The organism is Propionivibrio limicola, from assembly GCF_009469695.1.
In the GTDB taxonomy this organism is placed as follows: domain Bacteria; phylum Pseudomonadota; class Gammaproteobacteria; order Burkholderiales; family Rhodocyclaceae; genus Propionivibrio; species Propionivibrio limicola.
The window spans coordinates 29441-46031 of sequence record NZ_SSSR01000023.1 but is presented as its reverse complement, the minus strand read 5'-3'; the positions used below and the strand labels follow the sequence as shown (position 1 = coordinate 46031).

The 16591-nt window shown below is 63.2% G+C and carries 14 protein-coding genes; 2 read left to right on the top strand and 12 right to left on the bottom strand.

The window, feature by feature from the left end:
• Nucleotides 1-81: 81 nt before the first annotated feature.
• On the top strand, nt 82-1170 hold the full coding sequence (locus tag GH659_RS13245; protein ID WP_153111910.1) for a DUF2339 domain-containing protein: 1089 nt from the start codon (nt 82-84) through the stop codon (nt 1168-1170).
• Between the two features lie 209 nt (nt 1171-1379).
• Here the strand turns inward: GH659_RS13245 and argJ are convergent, their stop codons facing one another.
• Nucleotides 1380-2618: a bifunctional glutamate N-acetyltransferase/amino-acid acetyltransferase ArgJ gene (argJ, locus tag GH659_RS13240; protein WP_153111909.1), complete on the bottom strand. Its 1239-nt coding sequence runs from the start codon at nt 2616-2618 to the stop codon at nt 1380-1382.
• 131 nt (nt 2619-2749) lie between these two features.
• Entirely contained in the window at nt 2750-5473 is a 2724-nt protein-coding gene (gene secA, locus GH659_RS13235) for a preprotein translocase subunit SecA (RefSeq protein WP_153111908.1), read from the bottom strand.
• A gap of 115 nt (nt 5474-5588) precedes the next feature.
• Here secA and GH659_RS13230 point away from each other — a divergent pair, with 115 nt between their 5' ends.
• On the top strand, nt 5589-6026 hold the full coding sequence (locus GH659_RS13230; RefSeq protein WP_153111907.1) for a DciA family protein: 438 nt from the start codon (nt 5589-5591) through the stop codon (nt 6024-6026).
• Here GH659_RS13230 and GH659_RS13225 read toward each other — a convergent pair.
• From GH659_RS13225 to murD, 10 genes are all read right to left on the bottom strand, one after another.
• Nucleotides 6013-6213 (bottom strand): hypothetical protein, encoded by a 201-nt coding sequence (locus GH659_RS13225; protein WP_153111906.1) that lies wholly within the window; start codon nt 6211-6213, stop codon nt 6013-6015. The genes GH659_RS13230 and GH659_RS13225 overlap by 14 nt on opposite strands.
• Nucleotides 6214-6217: 4 nt before the next feature.
• A complete protein-coding gene (lpxC, locus tag GH659_RS13220) occupies nt 6218-7153 on the bottom strand; it encodes a UDP-3-O-acyl-N-acetylglucosamine deacetylase (RefSeq protein ID WP_153111905.1) in 936 nt (311 codons plus the stop codon).
• 144 nt (nt 7154-7297) lie between these two features.
• Nucleotides 7298-8482, bottom strand: coding sequence for a cell division protein FtsZ (ftsZ, locus tag GH659_RS13215; protein ID WP_153111904.1), 1185 nt, complete (start codon nt 8480-8482; stop codon nt 7298-7300).
• Between the two features lie 45 nt (nt 8483-8527).
• Nucleotides 8528-9757: a cell division protein FtsA gene (gene ftsA / locus GH659_RS13210; protein ID WP_153111903.1), complete on the bottom strand. Its 1230-nt coding sequence runs from the start codon at nt 9755-9757 to the stop codon at nt 8528-8530.
• Nucleotides 9754-10488, bottom strand: a complete 735-nt coding sequence (locus tag GH659_RS13205; protein ID WP_246167853.1) for a cell division protein FtsQ/DivIB — start codon at nt 10486-10488, stop codon at nt 9754-9756. The genes ftsA and GH659_RS13205 overlap by 4 nt, the downstream gene beginning before the upstream one ends.
• Before the next feature lie 35 nt (nt 10489-10523).
• A complete protein-coding gene (locus GH659_RS13200; protein WP_153111901.1) occupies nt 10524-11429 on the bottom strand; it encodes a D-alanine--D-alanine ligase in 906 nt (301 codons plus the stop codon).
• A gap of 122 nt (nt 11430-11551) precedes the next feature.
• Nucleotides 11552-12940: a UDP-N-acetylmuramate--L-alanine ligase gene (gene murC / locus GH659_RS13195; protein WP_153111900.1), complete on the bottom strand. Its 1389-nt coding sequence runs from the start codon at nt 12938-12940 to the stop codon at nt 11552-11554.
• The gene (gene murG, locus GH659_RS13190) at nt 12937-14052 is read right to left on the bottom strand and encodes an undecaprenyldiphospho-muramoylpentapeptide beta-N-acetylglucosaminyltransferase (RefSeq protein WP_281349760.1); all 1116 of its coding nucleotides are present in this window, start codon (nt 14050-14052) and stop codon (nt 12937-12939) included. The genes murC and murG overlap by 4 nt, the downstream gene beginning before the upstream one ends.
• The gene (ftsW, locus tag GH659_RS13185; protein ID WP_153111899.1) at nt 14049-15209 is read right to left on the bottom strand and encodes a putative lipid II flippase FtsW; all 1161 of its coding nucleotides are present in this window, start codon (nt 15207-15209) and stop codon (nt 14049-14051) included. Before ftsW ends, murG begins: the two co-directional genes overlap by 4 nt.
• Nucleotides 15206-16588, bottom strand: coding sequence for a UDP-N-acetylmuramoyl-L-alanine--D-glutamate ligase (gene murD, locus GH659_RS13180; protein WP_153111898.1), 1383 nt, complete (start codon nt 16586-16588; stop codon nt 15206-15208). Before murD ends, ftsW begins: the two co-directional genes overlap by 4 nt.
• Nucleotides 16589-16591 lie beyond the last annotated feature (3 nt).

Below are 16591 nucleotides of genomic sequence, written 5' to 3'. Positions count from 1 at the left end.
GCGCTGATCGCGCCGCCTTCCGGTCGGGCCTTCGCCCCTCCCTCTCGGCAACGCGATCAGCGCAAATGAAGTGTCCGGGGTGTGTCAGTTTTGAATCGCTGCCCAACAAAAATCTGTATCAGTTTTGAATCGCCGTTGACAGGGGCGGCGCTCGGTGGTTTGGCGGCGCGGCTCTGGTTGCGTTCCAGCCCGCGCTGGAACGAGTGGATTCAGCCGATGCATGTGTGCTTCATCGCCTTCGCGCTGCTTGGCGTGACGCTCTTTTATATCGAGCGCGGGGTGTGGCCGGTGCTGTTTGAGACGCTGGCGCTGGCTTACCTGATCGTCTATTTCAATCGCTATAGCCGGGAGGAGGACGAGATCGGCTTTGGCATGGGGGCGCTGTTCGTGATGGCCGTCGCCTTTTACCTGCAGGCGATGATCCTGCGCGTTTTCGGACCGGATATCCCGGTCATGGATGCGTCGGATATCTACCGGATGCAGCTGCCCGCCGTGGCGTCGCTGATGTGGGTGATCTTCGGCGCCGGGCTGGCGTGGTGGGGCACGCGCCGCGCTTCGCGTTCGCTGTGGAGCATCGGCTCGGTGCTTCTGCTGGCGGCAGCGCTGAAGCTGGTGCTGTTCGACTTCGGCGCCCTTGGCCAGCTCGGCAATATTTTCGCCTTCATTGCGGCGGGCCTTGTGTTCATGGCGGTGGCGTGGTTCGCACCGATGCCGCCCAAGGCGGAACGCGGGCCGGCGGAGCGTTCCGGCGAACGGGGTGTGCGGCCGGCCGGTGACTCCGAGAGCCAGGAGACTGGCCAACTGGCAGAGGTGGCCGGTAAGGAAAAATCGCCTGAGGCCGCCAGCGCGGCAGCAGCAGCGCCCGATGCCGGGGCGGCGAGTGAGCGTCAGGATGCGGCGGCGTCGGAGCCGGTGCGCCCGGCAGCGCCACGCCGCCGGGCCGCGCCGGATGGAATCAACGGGCTATGGCTGGTGCTGCTTGGCGGCGCCATCATCATCGCCTTGTCGGCGGCAATCTGGCACAAACAGTTGCGTCTGCGGCAAGTACGGCTGGAGCGTCATGTGGCGGAAGATGTGCGGCGCGCCGCATGGCAGCGGGAACTGGAGGACGTCGCACGTCCGTTGCAGATGGTGCCACAACCACGCAAGCGCGAGCCGGGCCGGTGGTAGTCGGTCGAACCAGACAACTTCCCCTGCCCCACGACAGATCAGCTTAGCGAGGTGGAAAATCGGCGGGCTCTGGGTCATTCGACCCGGACACGCAACCGCTGCATCCCCCGGGAGCAGCTGTCGAGCCTGCTGATGTGAAAAAGCCCGGTTTTACGCGGGCTTTGTGTACTTCGCTGGATTTCGTTGAATTCGTTGAATTCGCTGTTGGCCTAGCTCCGGTAGTCGGCGTTGATTTTCACGTAGTCGTACGAAAAATCGCAGGTGTAGACGTTGCCGCGGGCGTTGCCGCGCGCGAGGTCGATGCGGATGGTGATTTCCTGCGCCTGCATGATGCGGGCGCCGTCTTCCTCGCGGTAGGCAGCGGCACGGCCGCCTTTTTCGGCAACCAGCACCTCTTCGCCGGCGCTGCCGAGCCAGACGCGGATGGTGTCGACGTTGAGCGCGTCGATCTGCGCGTAGCCGATGGCGGCGAGGATGCGGCCGAGGTTGGGGTCGGAGGCGAAGAAGGCGGTTTTGACGAGTGGCGAGTGACCGACGGCGTAGCCGACTTTCTTGCACTCGTCGCGGTCCTTGCCGCCTTCGACGGCGATGGTGATGAACTTGGTGGCGCCTTCGCCGTCACGGACGATGGCTTGGGCGAGTTCGCGCGCGAGGGCGATGATCGCGGCGCGCAGTTCGGCGTAGCCTGCCGCACTGGCATCAGCGAAGCTGACGCCCGATTGGCCGGAAGCGATCAGGATGAAGGAGTCGTTGGTCGAGGTATCGCCATCGACGGTGATGCAGTTGAACGATTCGTCGGCGGCTTCGCGCACGAGTTGTTGCAGTAGCGGCGCGGCGATGCCGGCATCGGTGGCGACGAAGCCAAGCATGGTCGCCATGTTCGGCTTGATCATGCCGGCGCCCTTGCTGATGCCGGTGATCGTCACCGTTTTGCCGTTGATTTCGATACGGCGCGAGGCGGCTTTGGCCACCGTGTCGGTCGTCATGATGCCGTGCGCGGCGCTGTGCCAGTTGTCGGCCTGGAGGTCGGACTTGCATTTCGGCAGCCCGGCGATCAGGCGATCGACGGGCAGCGGTTCGAGAATGACGCCGGTGGAAAACGGCAGCACTTGCTCCGGCTTGACACCGATCAGCTGGCCGACGGCGGCGCACGTTTCCTGTGCAGCCAGCAGGCCGGGCTCGCCAGTGCCGGCGTTGGCGATGCCGGTGTTGATGACGAGGGCACGGATTTCGCTGCCCGCGCCGAGATGCTTGCGGCACAGCTGCACCGGCGCCGCGCAGAAGCGGTTTTCAGTGAACACGCCGGCGACGGTGCAACCGGGTTCGAGCGCGATCAGCGTCAGGTCGCGGCGGTCGGCCTTGCGGATACCTGCCTCGGCAATGCCGAGCGCAACGCCGGCAACGGGGAAAAGAGCTTCGGGAGCGGGGGTGGCGTAATTGACGGTCATGTTCTTACCTCTTTCAACACAGAGATCTCAGAAATACATAGATACGCAGAGGGCACAGAGAAAACCGGGAAGAACTCTGCGTTCTCCGTATCTCTGCGCCCTCTGCGTCGAATGCGGTTAATGATTAAACGTTAGCTCAGTTGTCCGTGGCACTGTTTGTACTTCTTGCCGGAGCCGCAGGGGCACGGATCGTTGCGGCCGATTTTCGGTTCGGCGTGGCGCGGTGCGACACCAGCTTCTTCGGACGCTTCGCCGTCCTCCCCTTCTCCCGCGAGTGCTGCATCGTAGTCGGCATGGTGGTACTGGACGTTATGCACGTCGGCGTGCGGCGCGGTTTCCTCGACTTCCTCGGCACGAATCTGGACGGTAACGAGCAGGCGCGTCACGTTGGCACGCACGGCGTCGAGCAGCATTTCGAAGAGTTCGAAGGCTTCCTTCTTGTATTCCTGCTTCGGGTTCTTCTGCGCATAACCGCGCAAGTGGATGCCCTGCCGCAGGTGATCGAGGGCGGCGAGGTGTTCGCGCCAGTGCGTGTCGAGGCTCTGCAGCATGACGTTGCGCTCGAACTGGTGGAAGTTCTCGGCGCCGACAGCATCCACCTTGGCGGCGTAGAGCTCGTCGACCTGCTCGATGATGCGCTTGAGGATGGCCTCGTCGCCGAGCGTCGGTTCGCTCTTGACCCATTCGGCCACCGGCAGCGAAATGTGCAATTCGGCGGCCAGTTCCTTCTCCAGCGCCGGCAGATCCCACTGCTCCTCGACGCTGTCGACCGGTACGTGGCGGCGGAACGTGTCGTTCAGCACGCCCTGGCGCATGGCGGTAATCGTCTCGGAGATATCCTCGGTTTCAAGCAGTTCGTTGCGCTGCGCGTAGATCACCTTGCGCTGGTCGTTGGCAACGTCATCGTATTCGAGCAGCTGTTTGCGGATATCGAAGTTGCGGCCTTCGACCTTGCGCTGCGCCGATTCGAGCGAGCGGGACACCATCGGGTGTTCGATGGCCTCGCCTTCCGGCATTTTCAGACGATCCATGATCGCCTTCAGGCGCTCGCCGGCAAAAATACGCAGGAGCGAATCATCGAGCGCCAGAAAGAAGCGCGAGGAACCGGGGTCGCCCTGACGACCGGCGCGGCCGCGCAACTGGTTGTCGATGCGGCGCGACTCGTGGCGCTCGGAGCCGATGATGTGCAGACCGCCGGCGGCGACGACCTGTTCATGCAGCTTTTGCCAGTCGGCCTTGAGCGCGGCGATCCTGGCATCCTTGGTCGCTTGGTCGAGCGTTTCGTCGTCGCGAATTGCGTCGACCTGTTTCTCGATACTGCCGCCGAGCACGATGTCGGTTCCGCGACCGGCCATGTTGGTGGCGATGGTAATCATGCCGGGCCGGCCAGCCTGGATGACGATCTCGGCTTCACGCGCGTGCTGCTTGGCGTTCAACACCTGATGCGGCAGTTTTTCGCGGTCAAGCAACTGCGACAGCAGTTCCGAGTTCTCGATGGAGGTCGTTCCGACCAGCACCGGCTGCCCCTTCTTTTGGCACTCGCGGATGTCGGCGATGATGGCGGCAAATTTCTCGTCGGCCGTGCGGAAAATTTGGTCGTTGAAATCCTTGCGCTGCGCCGGCAGGTTGGTCGGAATGACGACCGTTTCGAGGTTGTAGATCTGCTGGAATTCGTACGCTTCCGTATCCGCCGTACCGGTCATGCCGGACAGCTTGTTGTACATGCGGAAGTAGTTCTGGAAGGTGATCGAGGCCAGCGTCTGGTTCTCGTTCTGGATTTGCACGCCTTCCTTGGCTTCGACGGCCTGATGCAACCCCTCCGACCAGCGTCGCCCGGCCATCAGGCGGCCGGTGAATTCATCGACGATGACGACTTCGCCGTTCTGCACCACGTACTGCTGATCCTTGAGGAACAGGTTGTGGGCGCGCAGCGCGGCATACAGGTGATGGATGAGGATGATGTTCGAGGCGTCGTAAAGACTGCCGCCCTCGGGCAGCAGGCCGAGCCGGGCCAGCACTTCTTCGGCGTGCTCGTAGCCTTCTTCGGAAAGCAGAATCTGGTGCGCCTTCTCGTCGACCCAGTAGTCGCCGGGGCCGTTTTCTTCCTGGCAGCGCGTCAGCATCGGCGCCACCTGGTTCATGCGGACATAGAGATCGGTGCGGTCGTCGGCCTGGCCGGAAATGATGAGCGGCGTGCGCGCTTCATCGATCAGGATCGAGTCGACTTCGTCGACGATGGCGAAATTCAGTTTGCGCTGCACGCGCTCCGCGGCGCCATAGACCATGTTGTCGCGCAGGTAGTCGAAGCCGAATTCGTTGTTGGTGCCGTAGGTGATGTCGGAAGCGTAGGCGGCCTGCTTGTCCTCGTGCGCCATTTGCGACAGGTTGATGCCGACGGTGAGGCCGAGGAAGCGGTGCAAACGCCCCATCCACTCGGCGTCGCGGCGGGCAAGGTAGTCGTTCACCGTGACGACGTGCACACCGTTGCCGGACAGCGCGTTCAGGTAGGACGGCAAAGTGGCGACCAGCGTCTTGCCTTCGCCGGTGCGCATTTCGGCGATCTTGCCGTAGTGCAACACCATGCCGCCAATCAGCTGAACGTCGAAGTGGCGCATGCCGAGCGCGCGCTTGCCGGCTTCACGGACGACCGCAAAGGCTTCCGGCAGGAGGGAATCGAGGGTTTCGCCATTGGCGATACGGGATTTGAACTCGGCCGTCTTGCCGCGCAACTCGTCGTCGGAAAGCGCACTGATTCCCGCCTCCAGCGCATTTATCTGACGAACAACGGCGGAATACTGCTTGATCAGCCGGTCATTGCGGCTGCCGAAAATCTTCTTGAGGAGGCCGGGAATCATTCTGGATAACTCAGGCGAATGGAAAGGCGCGATTCTAACACGCGGCCCCGGCCTCAGCCTTTCCCGATGGGGATTCCAGGGCGATAATAGCGCCCCTCTCGCCCCCGACACACCCATGCCAAACACCCTCGACGATTATCTCGACACACCGGATGGAGCCACCAAGGTGATCGCGCACGCCCGTTTGCTGATGAAGCTCGCGCATCTCTACCAGCAATTGGCACCGGCCCACCTCGCCCAGTCGAGTTCGCTCGCCAACTACAAGTCGGGAACCATCGTCATCCACGCCAACAGCGGAGCCGTCGCCGCCAAGTTGCGCCAGTTGGCGCCAACATTGACGGCCGGGTTCATCAAGAAGGGCATCGAGTGCAACGGCGTGCAGGTCAAGGTGCACACAGCATTGACCGACCGGCCGCTGGACACGTGCACGCTGAAGCCGTTGAGTGCCGCCACCAGCCGGACACTGGACAGCTTGCGCGAAACGTTACCCGGCGACTCGCCGTTGCGCACCGCGCTCGCCCACCTGCTCGATCGGGCCGCTAAAAAGGAATAACAAGGGGAATAACGGCGACCCGTTCCAGGATCAGCAGGCCGAAGAACAGAAGCACCGCAATCAGCGTGAAGCGGAATAGCCGCGACGCCAAACGGAGATAACGCCGGTCGTTGGTAAAGAGGTAGCAGAGAACGCTGCCGGCAATGCCGATGGCCGTCAGCACGGCCAGCAAACGCATCAGCCACATGGCGTCACGCCGCGGCAGCCGGTTGCGCCAGCCAGCGCATCACGTTGGCCGGCGCCTGCGCCTCGTCCTCGAAGGTCACGAACTCCCAAGAATCGGGGTTGGCCAGCAGTTCGCGCGCTAGAAGGTTGTTCAACGCATGGCCGGATTTGTGCGCCGTGAACGACGCCAGCAGCGGGTGGCCGAGGAGATACAGGTCGCCGATGGCGTCGAGCACCTTGTGCTTCACGAATTCGTCGCTGTAGCGCAAGCCATCGGCATTGAGCACGCGGTATTCGTCGAGCACAACGGCGTTATCGAGGCCGCCGCCCTGGGCCAGCCCGTTCTCGCGCAGCCATTCGACCTCCTGCATGAAGCCAAAGGTGCGCGCGCGCGCGATTTCGCGCACGTAGGAGTGATCGGAAAAATCGAAGGTAACCTGCTGCCCGGTGCGGTCGATAGCCGGATGATTGAAAACGATGGAGAAATTCAGCTTGTAGCCGTTGTACGGTTCGAAGCGCGCCCACTTTTCGCCTGCTTTGTCGCTCTCGCGCACTTCGATCAGCCGTTTGACGCGGATGAATTTCTTCGGCGCGGGTTGCTCCTCGATACCCGCCGACTGGATGAGAAACACGAAGGGTGACGCGGATCCGTCGAGAATCGGCACTTCCGCCGCGTCGAGGTCGACATAGGCGTTATCGATGCCGAGACCGGCCAGAGCCGACATGAGATGCTCGATCGTCCCCACCTTGGCTTGACCGCGTTCAAGGCACGAACACATGCGCGTATCGCCGACTTCGAGCGCCGATGCGGGCAGATCGACAATCGGATCGAGATCGACGCGCCGGAAAACGATGCCCGTATCGGGCGCCGCCGGGCGCAGCGTCATGTTGACCTTGATGCCGGAGTGCAATCCGACGCCGGAGGCGCGGATCAGTGACTTGAGGGTACGCTGCTTGAGCATGGCTGTATCTGCTTGAAAAAACAGGGAATTACCGGGACACGCATTGTAGCATGCACGCCACGCGTCGCGACCACGGCAACTCCCACCATGCGGAGTAAAGGTTTATAAACGCCCCCCGGTGCGGAGGCCGGGGCGTTTCCTTTTTTAGTCGGCCTGTTTTCTCAGGAAGGCCGGGATGTCATAGCGATCGATGCCGCTATTGGCCAGCGCTTCGACGGTCGAGCTGTTACGGTTGCTGCGGCCATTGCGGACAATCGCCGGCACATCAAGCTGGCTGTAGTCGATCCCTTGCGCCGACTGGGCGAACAGACCGTCCGTGCCAGTCGCCTGCATCGTCGGCGTTTCGACGACCGTAAAGCCCTGGCGGCGTGCCTGCGCCTGGCCAAGGCCGGTGGCCACGACGGTAACGCGGATTTCCTCGCCCATCGACTCGTCGTAGACGGCACCGAAAATGATGTGCGCATCCTCGGCCGCGAATTCGCGAATGGTGCTCATCACTTCATTCACTTCCTTCATCTTCAGGCCGCGCGTCGCCGTGATGTTGACGAGGACGCCCTTGGCGCCGGAGAGATGCACGCCTTCGAGCAGCGGCGAAGCAACCGCCTGTTCGGCGGAAATGCGGGCGCGATCGACGCCGGAAGCACTCGCCGACCCCATCATCGCCATGCCCATTTCGCCCATGACCGTGCGCACGTCTTCGAAGTCGACGTTGACGAGGCCCGGATAGTTGATGATTTCGACGATGCCGCCGACGGCGTTGCGCAGGACGTTGTCGGCCGCCTTGAAGGCTTCGTCCATCGAAACGTCTTCGCCGAGCACGTCCATCAGACGGTCATTGAGGATGACGATCAGCGAGTCGACGTTCTTCTGCAGTTCGGCAATCCCGGCATCGGCGATCTTCAGGCGCTTGCCTTCGAATTCGAACGGCTTGGTGACCACGGCAACGGTCAGGATACCCAGTTCGCGCGCCACTTCGGCGACGATCGGCGCGGCACCGGTACCCGTGCCACCGCCCATGCCGGCGGTAATGAAGACCATGTGCGCGCCCTTGAGCGATTCCGCAATCAGCTCCCGCTCTTCCAGCGCGGCACCACGGCCAGCTTCCGGCTTGGCGCCGGCACCGAGCCCGGACTTGCCGAGGCGCAGCTTCTTGTGCGCAACGCTGCGGCCCAGCGCCTGCGCATCGGTATTGGCGGCGAGGAACTCGACGCCCATGACGCCCTCACGAATCATGTGATCGACGGCATTGCCGCCGGCACCGCCGACGCCAATCACCTTGATCACGGTTTCCACATCGCTTGTTTCTTCTTTCTCGATGATTTCAAACATGGCCTTCTCCTCCGCAAAAAACTGTTGGTAGTGTTCCGATGATGTTCAGAAATTCTTTTCAAACCAGGACTTCATACGTCCAAAAACTTGTTTGACGTCGCGCGTCTCGCGCACTTTCATGCCGCGCTTGCGCTGCGTCTGCGCTTCGAGCAGCAGCCCGCAGGCCGCCGCAAAGCGTGGGGCCTGCACGACGTCGGCCAGCGCGCCGTTGTATTTGGGGCAGCCGAGGCGAACCGGCATGTGGAAAACCTCCTCACCCAGTTCGATCATTCCCGGCATCACCGCCGAGCCGCCGGTAATCACGAGGCCCGACGACAAGACTTCCTCGAAGCCGGAACGGCGCAGTTCGGCCTGCACCAGCTCGAACAATTCCTCGACACGTGGCTGGATCACGTCGGCCAGCGCCCGGCGCGACAACTTGCGCGACGGACGATCATCCACGCCGGCCACATCGAGCACGTCCTCGGGATCGGCCAGATCGGCGAGCGCATAGCCGTACTTGCACTTAATCTCCTCGGCTTCGCGCGTCGGCGTGCGCAGCGCCATGGCGATATCGTTGGTGATCTGGTCGCCGGCGATCGGAATCACCGAGGTATGGCGGATGGCGCCCTGCGTCCACACGGCAATGTCAGTGGTGCCACCGCCGATGTCGATCAGACAGACGCCGAGATCCTTCTCGTCCTCGGACAGCACGGCGAAACTCGAGGCCAGCGGCTGCAGCACGAGGTCGTTGACCTCCAGCCCGCAGCGGCGCACACACTTGACGATATTCTGCGCGGCAGAAACGGCGCCGGTGACGATATGCACCTTCACTTCGAGACGGAAGCCGCTCATGCCGATCGGCTCGCGGATGCCGTCCTGATCGTCGATGATGAATTCCTGCGTCAGGATGTGCAGGATTTCCTGATCGGCCGGAATCGGCATGGCGCGCGCCGTTTCGACGACGCGCTCAATGTCCATCGGCGTCACTTCCTTGTCCTTGATCGCCACCATGCCGTTCGAGTTGAAGCTCTTGATGTGGCTGCCGGCGATGCCCGTATAGACATCCTTGACCTGACAGTCGGCCATCAGCTCGACCTCCTGGATGACGCGCGAAATGGCGGCCACGGTGTCCTCGATATTGACGACGACGCCCTTGCGCAGCCCGCGCGAATCCTGCGACCCCATGCCGATGATGTTAAGCCGCCCCTCGGGCGTGACTTCAGCGACCAGCGCCACGATCTTGGTCGTGCCGATATCGAGGCCGACGATGAGTTCCTTGCTATCCCTGCTCATGGTTTCCCTTTTCCTTCAATTGCCTGCGTCGCTGCGATGTGCAGCGCAAATCCGTTCGGATACCGCAAATCCACCGTTGCCGGCCGCGCATTGGCGACCGCCATCACACTGTTGTAGTACTCGACAAAGCGCGCGAGCCGACCGCGCAGAGGCACCTTGGCCTGTTCGCGGCCCAGTTCGACGAGCATGCCGTCGTCGAGTCGCAGCTGCACGGCCAGACGCGGCGAGACGTTCAAGGCACGCGGCACCCGCCCGGTCGGTTTCAGGACGCCCTGCGCCTGATGATAAAAATCGAGCATCTCGGTCACGAACCCTGTCGGCCCAGTCAGCACCGGCATCGCCTCTTCCGGCGTCACACTCATGGCCGCCGCAAAGATCTCGCCGTGCGAGTTCACCAACTGGCCCGTCGCCGAACCCCAGAATGCCACCGGCACGTGCTCCTCGATCCCGACCTCGATGCGTGACGGCCACTGCCGGCGCACCTGCGCACGGCGCACCCAAGGCAGTTCCTCGAGCGACTTGCGCACACGCTCCACATCGACGCTGAAGAAGTTTCCGCTCAGTCGCGTCGCCATCAAGCGTTCCAGTTCGACGCGCCGCACTTCGCGCAACGTATTCGTCACCACCACTTCGCGAATGGGGAACAACGGCAGCCGCGCCACCCACAGTACGCCAGCGACAACCAATGCCGCCGCACCTGCCAGATAGAGCAGGTCGGAAACAGCAGTCATCAGTTGCGGCCGGTTCCACATCGCTTAAGCCTTAATCACCCTAAACTGGCCAGCGCAAGCACGCGCACCACGAGTTGCTCGTAGGAGATTCCCGCCTCGCGCGCCGCCATCGGCACCAGCGAATGGTCGGTCATACCCGGTGAGGTATTCACTTCGAGCATGTAAGCATTGCCCTGCTCGTCCATCAGAAAATCGACCCGCCCCCAGCCACGGCAACCGAGGACGCGGAAGGCTTCGAGCGCCTGCGCGCGGATTTCAAGCTCGCGCGCTTCCGGCAGGCCGCACGGACAGCGGTAGGCGGTGTCATCGCGGAAGTATTTGGCTTCGTAGTCGTAGAAATCGGTCGCCGGCTCGATCTTGATGATCGGCAAGGCGGTGTCGCCAAGGATCGAGGCGGTGTATTCGCCACCGAGCACGGCCTTCTCGGCGATCACCAATGAATCATGCTTGGCGGCCTCGAGATAGGCAGCGCGCAATTCGCCCGCCTGACGCACCTTGGTCACACCAATCGACGAGCCTTCGCAGGCCGGTTTGACGAACAGCGGCAAGCCCAATTGCTTCTCGACGGCGTCGAAATCGCTCGACGCATCCAGCATGACGAATTCCGGGATCGGCAGACCGACCGAACGCCACAGAAGCTTGGTCCGCCATTTATCCATACCGATCGCGGACGCCATGACACCGCTCCCGGTGTAGGGAATCCCCATCAGCTCGAGCGCCCCCTGAATCGTGCCATCCTCGCCGTGACGACCGTGCAAGGCGATGAAGGCGCGGTCAAAACCGGCCAGCTCGTCGAGCTTGCGCTCGGCCGGATCGAAGGCATGCGCATCGACGCCCTGGCTCTGCAACGCCGCCAGCACGCGCGAACCGCTCTTCAAAGAAATCTCCCGCTCGGCCGACGTGCCGCCGAAGAGAACCGCTACTTTTCCGAAATCAGACATTGTAAAAATCCTTAACCTCTCTCAACGCGGAGAACGCAGAGATACAGAGCTCGCAGAGAAAATCAAAACTCTGCGTTCTCTGCGCCTCTGCGAACTCTGCGTTGAAAGCGTTTTTATTCATTTCAACCCTGTGCCAGCTTGGCCGGAACGCCGCCAATCGAGCCGGCGCCCATGGTGATCACTACGTCGCCGGCGCGGGCGACATCCATAATTGTTTGCGGAACATCCACGATGTTTTCGACGAAGACCGGTTCGATCTTGCCGCCGACGCGCAGGGCGCGCGCCAGGGCGCGGCCGTCGGCGGCGACGATCGGCGCTTCGCCGGCGGCATAGACTTCGCTCAGCACGAGTGCATCGACGGTATTCAACACACTGACGAAATCCTCGAAGCAATCGCGCGTCCGCGTGTAGCGGTGCGGCTGGAAGGCGAGCAGCAGACGGCGGCCGGGAAAGGCGCCACGCGCGGCGGCGATGGTCGCCTTCATTTCCACCGGATGGTGGCCGTAATCGTCGATCAGCGTGAACTGGCCGCCATCCGGCAAAGCCACTTCGCCGTAACGCTGGAAGCGGCGCCCGACGCCCTTGAATTCGGCAAGCGCCTTGATGATCGCTGCGTCAGAGACGCCAAGTTCGGTCGCCACAGCGATCGCCGCCAGCGCATTGAGGACGTTGTGCATGCCCGGCAGGTTGAGCGTGACCGGGAAACGGCTGACGGTGCCATTCACCCGCACGCAGTCGAACTTCATGCGGCCATCCTCGGCCACCACGTTTTCGGCGCGCACGTTGGCGGTTTCGCTGACGCCGTAGCTGACGATCTGCTTGCTCACCAGCGGCATGATTTCGCGCACGTTGGGATCGTCGGCACAGAGCACGGCCACGCCGTAAAACGGCAGGCGCTGCAGGAAATCGACAAAAGTCTGACGCAGTCTGCCGAAGTCATGGCCATACGTTTCCATGTGGTCGGCATCGATGTTGGTGACGATCGAGATGACCGGCGTCAGGTACAGGAAAGACGCGTCCGACTCGTCCGCCTCGGCGACGAGGAAGTCGCCGGAACCGAGCCGGGCATTGGCACCGGCGGCGTTCAAGCGACCGCCGATGACGAAGGTCGGGTCCATGCCGCCTTCGGCAAGAATCGAGGCGACGAGGCTGGTCGTCGTCGTCTTGCCGTGCGTGCCGGCAACGGCGATGCCGCGCTTCAGGCGCATCAGTTCGGCCAGCATCTGGGCACGCGGCACGATCGGCACATGACGCGCCCGCGCGGCCAGCACCTCCGGATTGTCGTCCTTGACCGCCGTCGATACGACGACGGCGTCGGCATGACCGATGTTCTCCTCGGCGTGGCCGGTCGCGATGCGGATGCCGAGGCTGGCCAGCCGGCGTGTCGTCGCGTTGTCGGCCAGATCCGAGCCGCTGATGCCGAAACCGAGGTTGGCGAGCACTTCGGCAATGCCGCTCATGCCCACGCCCCCGATGCCGACGAAATGGATGTTTTTGACTTTATGTTTCATTGGGTGTCTCTTGTTGCCTTGCTTTTGCTAACCGCGCCCTTGCAGGTTTCTTCGCAGATCCGCGCTACTGTCGCCGCCGCTTCGGGGCGGGACAGCTCGCGCGCTTTTTCGGCCATCTGCTGCAATTGTTCGCGTGTGTATTGGCTGATCCGGCTGATCGCTTCCGGCGTCATTTCGCTTTGCGGCAACAGGATGGCCGCACCGGCTGAAGCGAGGAATCTGGCGTTCGCCGTCTGGTGGTCGTCGACGGCATGCGGGAACGGCACGAGCACGCTCGCCACGCCCACCGCCGCCAGCTCGGCCACGGTTAACGCGCCGGAGCGGCAGAGCACCAGATCGGCCCACGCGTAGGCGCCGGCCATGTCCTGAATGAAAGGGACACAATTGGCGCGCACGCCGGCCGCCGCGTAGTTGGCTTCGACCGTCGCCAGATGCTTTTCGCCCGCCTGATGCACAACGACTGGCCGCTCGCCCTCCGCGATCAGCGCCAGCCCCTTCGGCACCATTTCGTTGATCGCCGCCGCACCGAGACTGCCACCGAGGACGAGCAGGCGGAGCGGCGAAGCATCGCCATCGTCGGCCAAACGTTCTGCAAACCGCTCGGCGGGCAGTGGCAAATTCGCAATGTCCTGCCGCACCGGATTGCCGACCCACGTGCTGCCGGGCAGCGCATCGGGAAAGCCGCAGACCACGCGGTCAGCCACTTTCGCCAACACGCGGTTGGTCAGGCCGGCGATCGAATTCTGTTCGTGGATCACCAACGGACGCCCGAGCAGCGCGGCCATCATGCCGCCGGGAAAGGTAATGTAGCCGCCCATGCCGAGCACGACATCCGGCTTGACGCGGCGAATCTCGCGCAGCGCCTGCCAGAAGCCGGACAACAGGTTGAGCGGCAGCAGCAATTTGCGCAGCAGCCCTTTGCCGCGCAAGGCCGCAAAACGCACCCACGCCATTTCGTAGCCGCGCGAAGGAACGAGCCGCGCCTCCATGCCGTCCGGATTGCCCATCCAGACGACGCGCCAGCCTTGGCTTTTCAGCAAATCGGCGACGGCCAGCCCCGGAAAAACATGCCCACCGGTGCCGCCGGCCATGACGAGGAGTGTCTTGCTCACAACTTCGCTCCCCGCATCAGTTGCCGGTTCTCCCAATCGACCCGCAGCAGGATCGCCAACGCCATGCAATTGGCGACAATGCCCGAACCGCCGAAGCTCATCAGCGGCAGCGTCAGCCCCTTCGTCGGCAACAGCCCCATGTTCACGCCCATGTTGATGAAACTCTGCACGCCGATCCAGATCCCGATTCCCTGCGCGACGAGTGCCGGGTAAAGGCGGTCCAGCGCCACGGCCTGCCGGCCGATGGCAAAGGCGCGCTGCACGAGCAGTCCGAAGAGAAGGATGACGATCACGACGCCAGTAAAACCAAGCTCCTCGGCGATCACGGCGAGCAGGAAGTCGGTGTGCGCTTCCGGCAGATAGAACAGCTTCTCGACGCTGGCGCCGAGGCCAACGCCGAACAATTCGCCCCGCCCGAAGGCGATCAGCGCATGCGAGAGTTGGTAACCGCGCCCGAAGGCATCCGACCACGGATCCATGAAACCGAAAATCCGGTCGCGGCGGTAAGGCGAAACGATGATCAGGATGGCGAACGCGGCCACCAGTACGAGAATCAGGATGGCGAACAGGCGAGCCCGCATGCCGCCGAGGAAGAGAATGCCGATCGCCACCGAAATGATGACGACGAAGGCGCCGAAATCGGGCTCTTTCAGCAGCAGCACGCCAACTGCGACCATTGCCCCGGCCATCGGCAGAAACGCCTTCTTCAGGTCGTGCATGTGCGGCATCTTGCGCACCGTGTAGTCGGCGGCATAGAGCACGGCGAACATCTTCATCAGTTCCGATGGCTGCAGGTTGACCACACCAAGCGACAGCCAGCGCCGCGCGCCGTTGACGTCTCGCCCGACCCCCGGAATCAGGACCAGCGCCAGCAGCGCGAAGCCGGCGACGAACAGCCACGGCGAAATCTCCTGCCAGACGTTCAGCGGCACCTGAAACGCCAACCCGGCGAAGACGAAACCGATCGCTAGGAAAACGGCATGGCGGATCAGATAGTAGGCAGGCTGATTGCCGGTAAAGCGCCCCGCCTCGGCGATCGCGATCGACGCCGAATAGACCATGACGAGCCCGAGCAGCAGCAGGATCAATGCGCTCCAGAGGAGCGACAGATCGATCTCCGATGGCAGGCGCCGCGTACCGTCAAGCGCAGGCATCATCGCCCCACCTCCTTGGCCATGGCCTGCACGGCCGCGATGAACACCTCGGCGCGGTGCGCGTAGTTGCGGAACATGTCGAAGCTTGCGCAGGCCGGCGAAAGCAGCACGGTGTCGCCGGCTTGCGCCTGCCCGGCGCACCAGCATACGGCCTCCTCCATGTCGCCGCACCGCTGAACGGGCACACCGCAGCCGTCGATCGCCGCGCCGATCAACTCGGCATCACGCCCGATCAGCGCGACGGCGCGTGCATGCCGTGCAAGCACCGGCTTGAGCGGCGAAAAATCCTGCGCCTTGCCGTCGCCGCCGAGGATCAGGGCCACCTTGCGGCCCATGCCCTGCACGGCGGCAAGCGTCGCCCCGACGTTGGTACCTTTTGAATCGTCGTAATAGCCGACGCCATCGATCTCGGCGACGAATTCGACGCGGTGCGACAGGCCGGAAAACTGCTGCAGGGCGGGCAACAGTGTGGCCGGCGCAACTCCGACGGCTTCGCACAGCGCCAGCGCCGCCATGGCGTTGGCGGCATTGTGCAGACCAGTCAGCTTGAGCGCATTGAGCGCAACCAGCTTTTCATCGCCACGCACGATCCAGCCATCGACAAAACCGTAGTCTCCAACCGACGGCGCCGGATTCAGCCCGAAGCTGACCGTTTTGCGGTCCGGCCGTGACCATGCCATGCAGCGCGCATCGTCGCGATTGAGCAGCATGACGCCGTCACCCTGAAACACGCGTGCCTTGGTTCCAGCGTAGTCGTCCATGCCGGTGTAGCGGTCGAGATGGTCTTCGCTGACGTTGAGCACGGTCGCTGCATCGGCATTCAGCGTGTGCGTCGTTTCGAGCTGGAAGCTCGACAGTTCGAGCACCCACACGGCCGGCGCGGCAGGATAACCGGCCGCGCCATCGACGACGCCCATCAGCGCATCGAGCGCCGAGGGCGAAATATTGCCGCACGCGACAGCCGGCACGCCGGCCGCGTTGAGCAGATGCGCCGTCAGCGTGGTGGTAGTCGTCTTGCCATTGCTGCCGGTAATCGCGATCACCTTCGCCTCTGGCGTTACCTGACGGATGCCCCAGGCAAACAGTTCGATTTCCGAAACGACCGGCACGCCGCGCGCTTTGGCGGCCTGCACTTGCGGCGTCTGCACCGGCACGCCGGGCGAAATGGCGACCAGGTCGATGTCGGCGAAGGTTTCTTCGGCAAACGGCCCGGCGACAACTTCGGCCGCCGGCACGGCGGCACGCAAGGCATCGACGTTGGGCGGCGTCGGGCGGGAATCGGCCACGCGCACGCGCGCGCCTTGCCGGCCCAGCCACTTGGCCATGGCCAGCCCGGTTTCGCCGAGCCCGATGACTAAAACGCGCTTACCTTCGAGTTCCATGGC

What these genes read in the sequence shown, in the direction of transcription:
- argJ (WP_153111909.1), bottom strand. Translation starts at nt 2,618, where the DNA reads ATGACCGTCAATTACGCCACCCCCGCTCCCGAAGCTCTTTTCCCCGTT.
- secA (WP_153111908.1), bottom strand. Translation starts at nt 5,473, where the DNA reads ATGATTCCCGGCCTCCTCAAGAAGATTTTCGGCAGCCGCAATGACCGG.
- GH659_RS13230 (WP_153111907.1), top strand. Translation starts at nt 5,589, where the DNA reads ATGCCAAACACCCTCGACGATTATCTCGACACACCGGATGGAGCCACC.
- GH659_RS13225 (WP_153111906.1), bottom strand. Translation starts at nt 6,213, where the DNA reads ATGTGGCTGATGCGTTTGCTGGCCGTGCTGACGGCCATCGGCATTGCC.
- lpxC (WP_153111905.1), bottom strand. Translation starts at nt 7,153, where the DNA reads ATGCTCAAGCAGCGTACCCTCAAGTCACTGATCCGCGCCTCCGGCGTC.
- ftsZ (WP_153111904.1), bottom strand. Translation starts at nt 8,482, where the DNA reads ATGTTTGAAATCATCGAGAAAGAAGAAACAAGCGATGTGGAAACCGTG.
- ftsA (WP_153111903.1), bottom strand. Translation starts at nt 9,757, where the DNA reads ATGAGCAGGGATAGCAAGGAACTCATCGTCGGCCTCGATATCGGCACG.
- GH659_RS13205 (WP_246167853.1), bottom strand. Translation starts at nt 10,488, where the DNA reads ATGACTGCTGTTTCCGACCTGCTCTATCTGGCAGGTGCGGCGGCATTG.
- GH659_RS13200 (WP_153111901.1), bottom strand. Translation starts at nt 11,429, where the DNA reads ATGTCTGATTTCGGAAAAGTAGCGGTTCTCTTCGGCGGCACGTCGGCC.
- murC (WP_153111900.1), bottom strand. Translation starts at nt 12,940, where the DNA reads ATGAAACATAAAGTCAAAAACATCCATTTCGTCGGCATCGGGGGCGTG.
- ftsW (WP_153111899.1), bottom strand. Translation starts at nt 15,209, where the DNA reads ATGATGCCTGCGCTTGACGGTACGCGGCGCCTGCCATCGGAGATCGAT.
- murD (WP_153111898.1), bottom strand. Translation starts at nt 16,588, where the DNA reads ATGGAACTCGAAGGTAAGCGCGTTTTAGTCATCGGGCTCGGCGAAACC.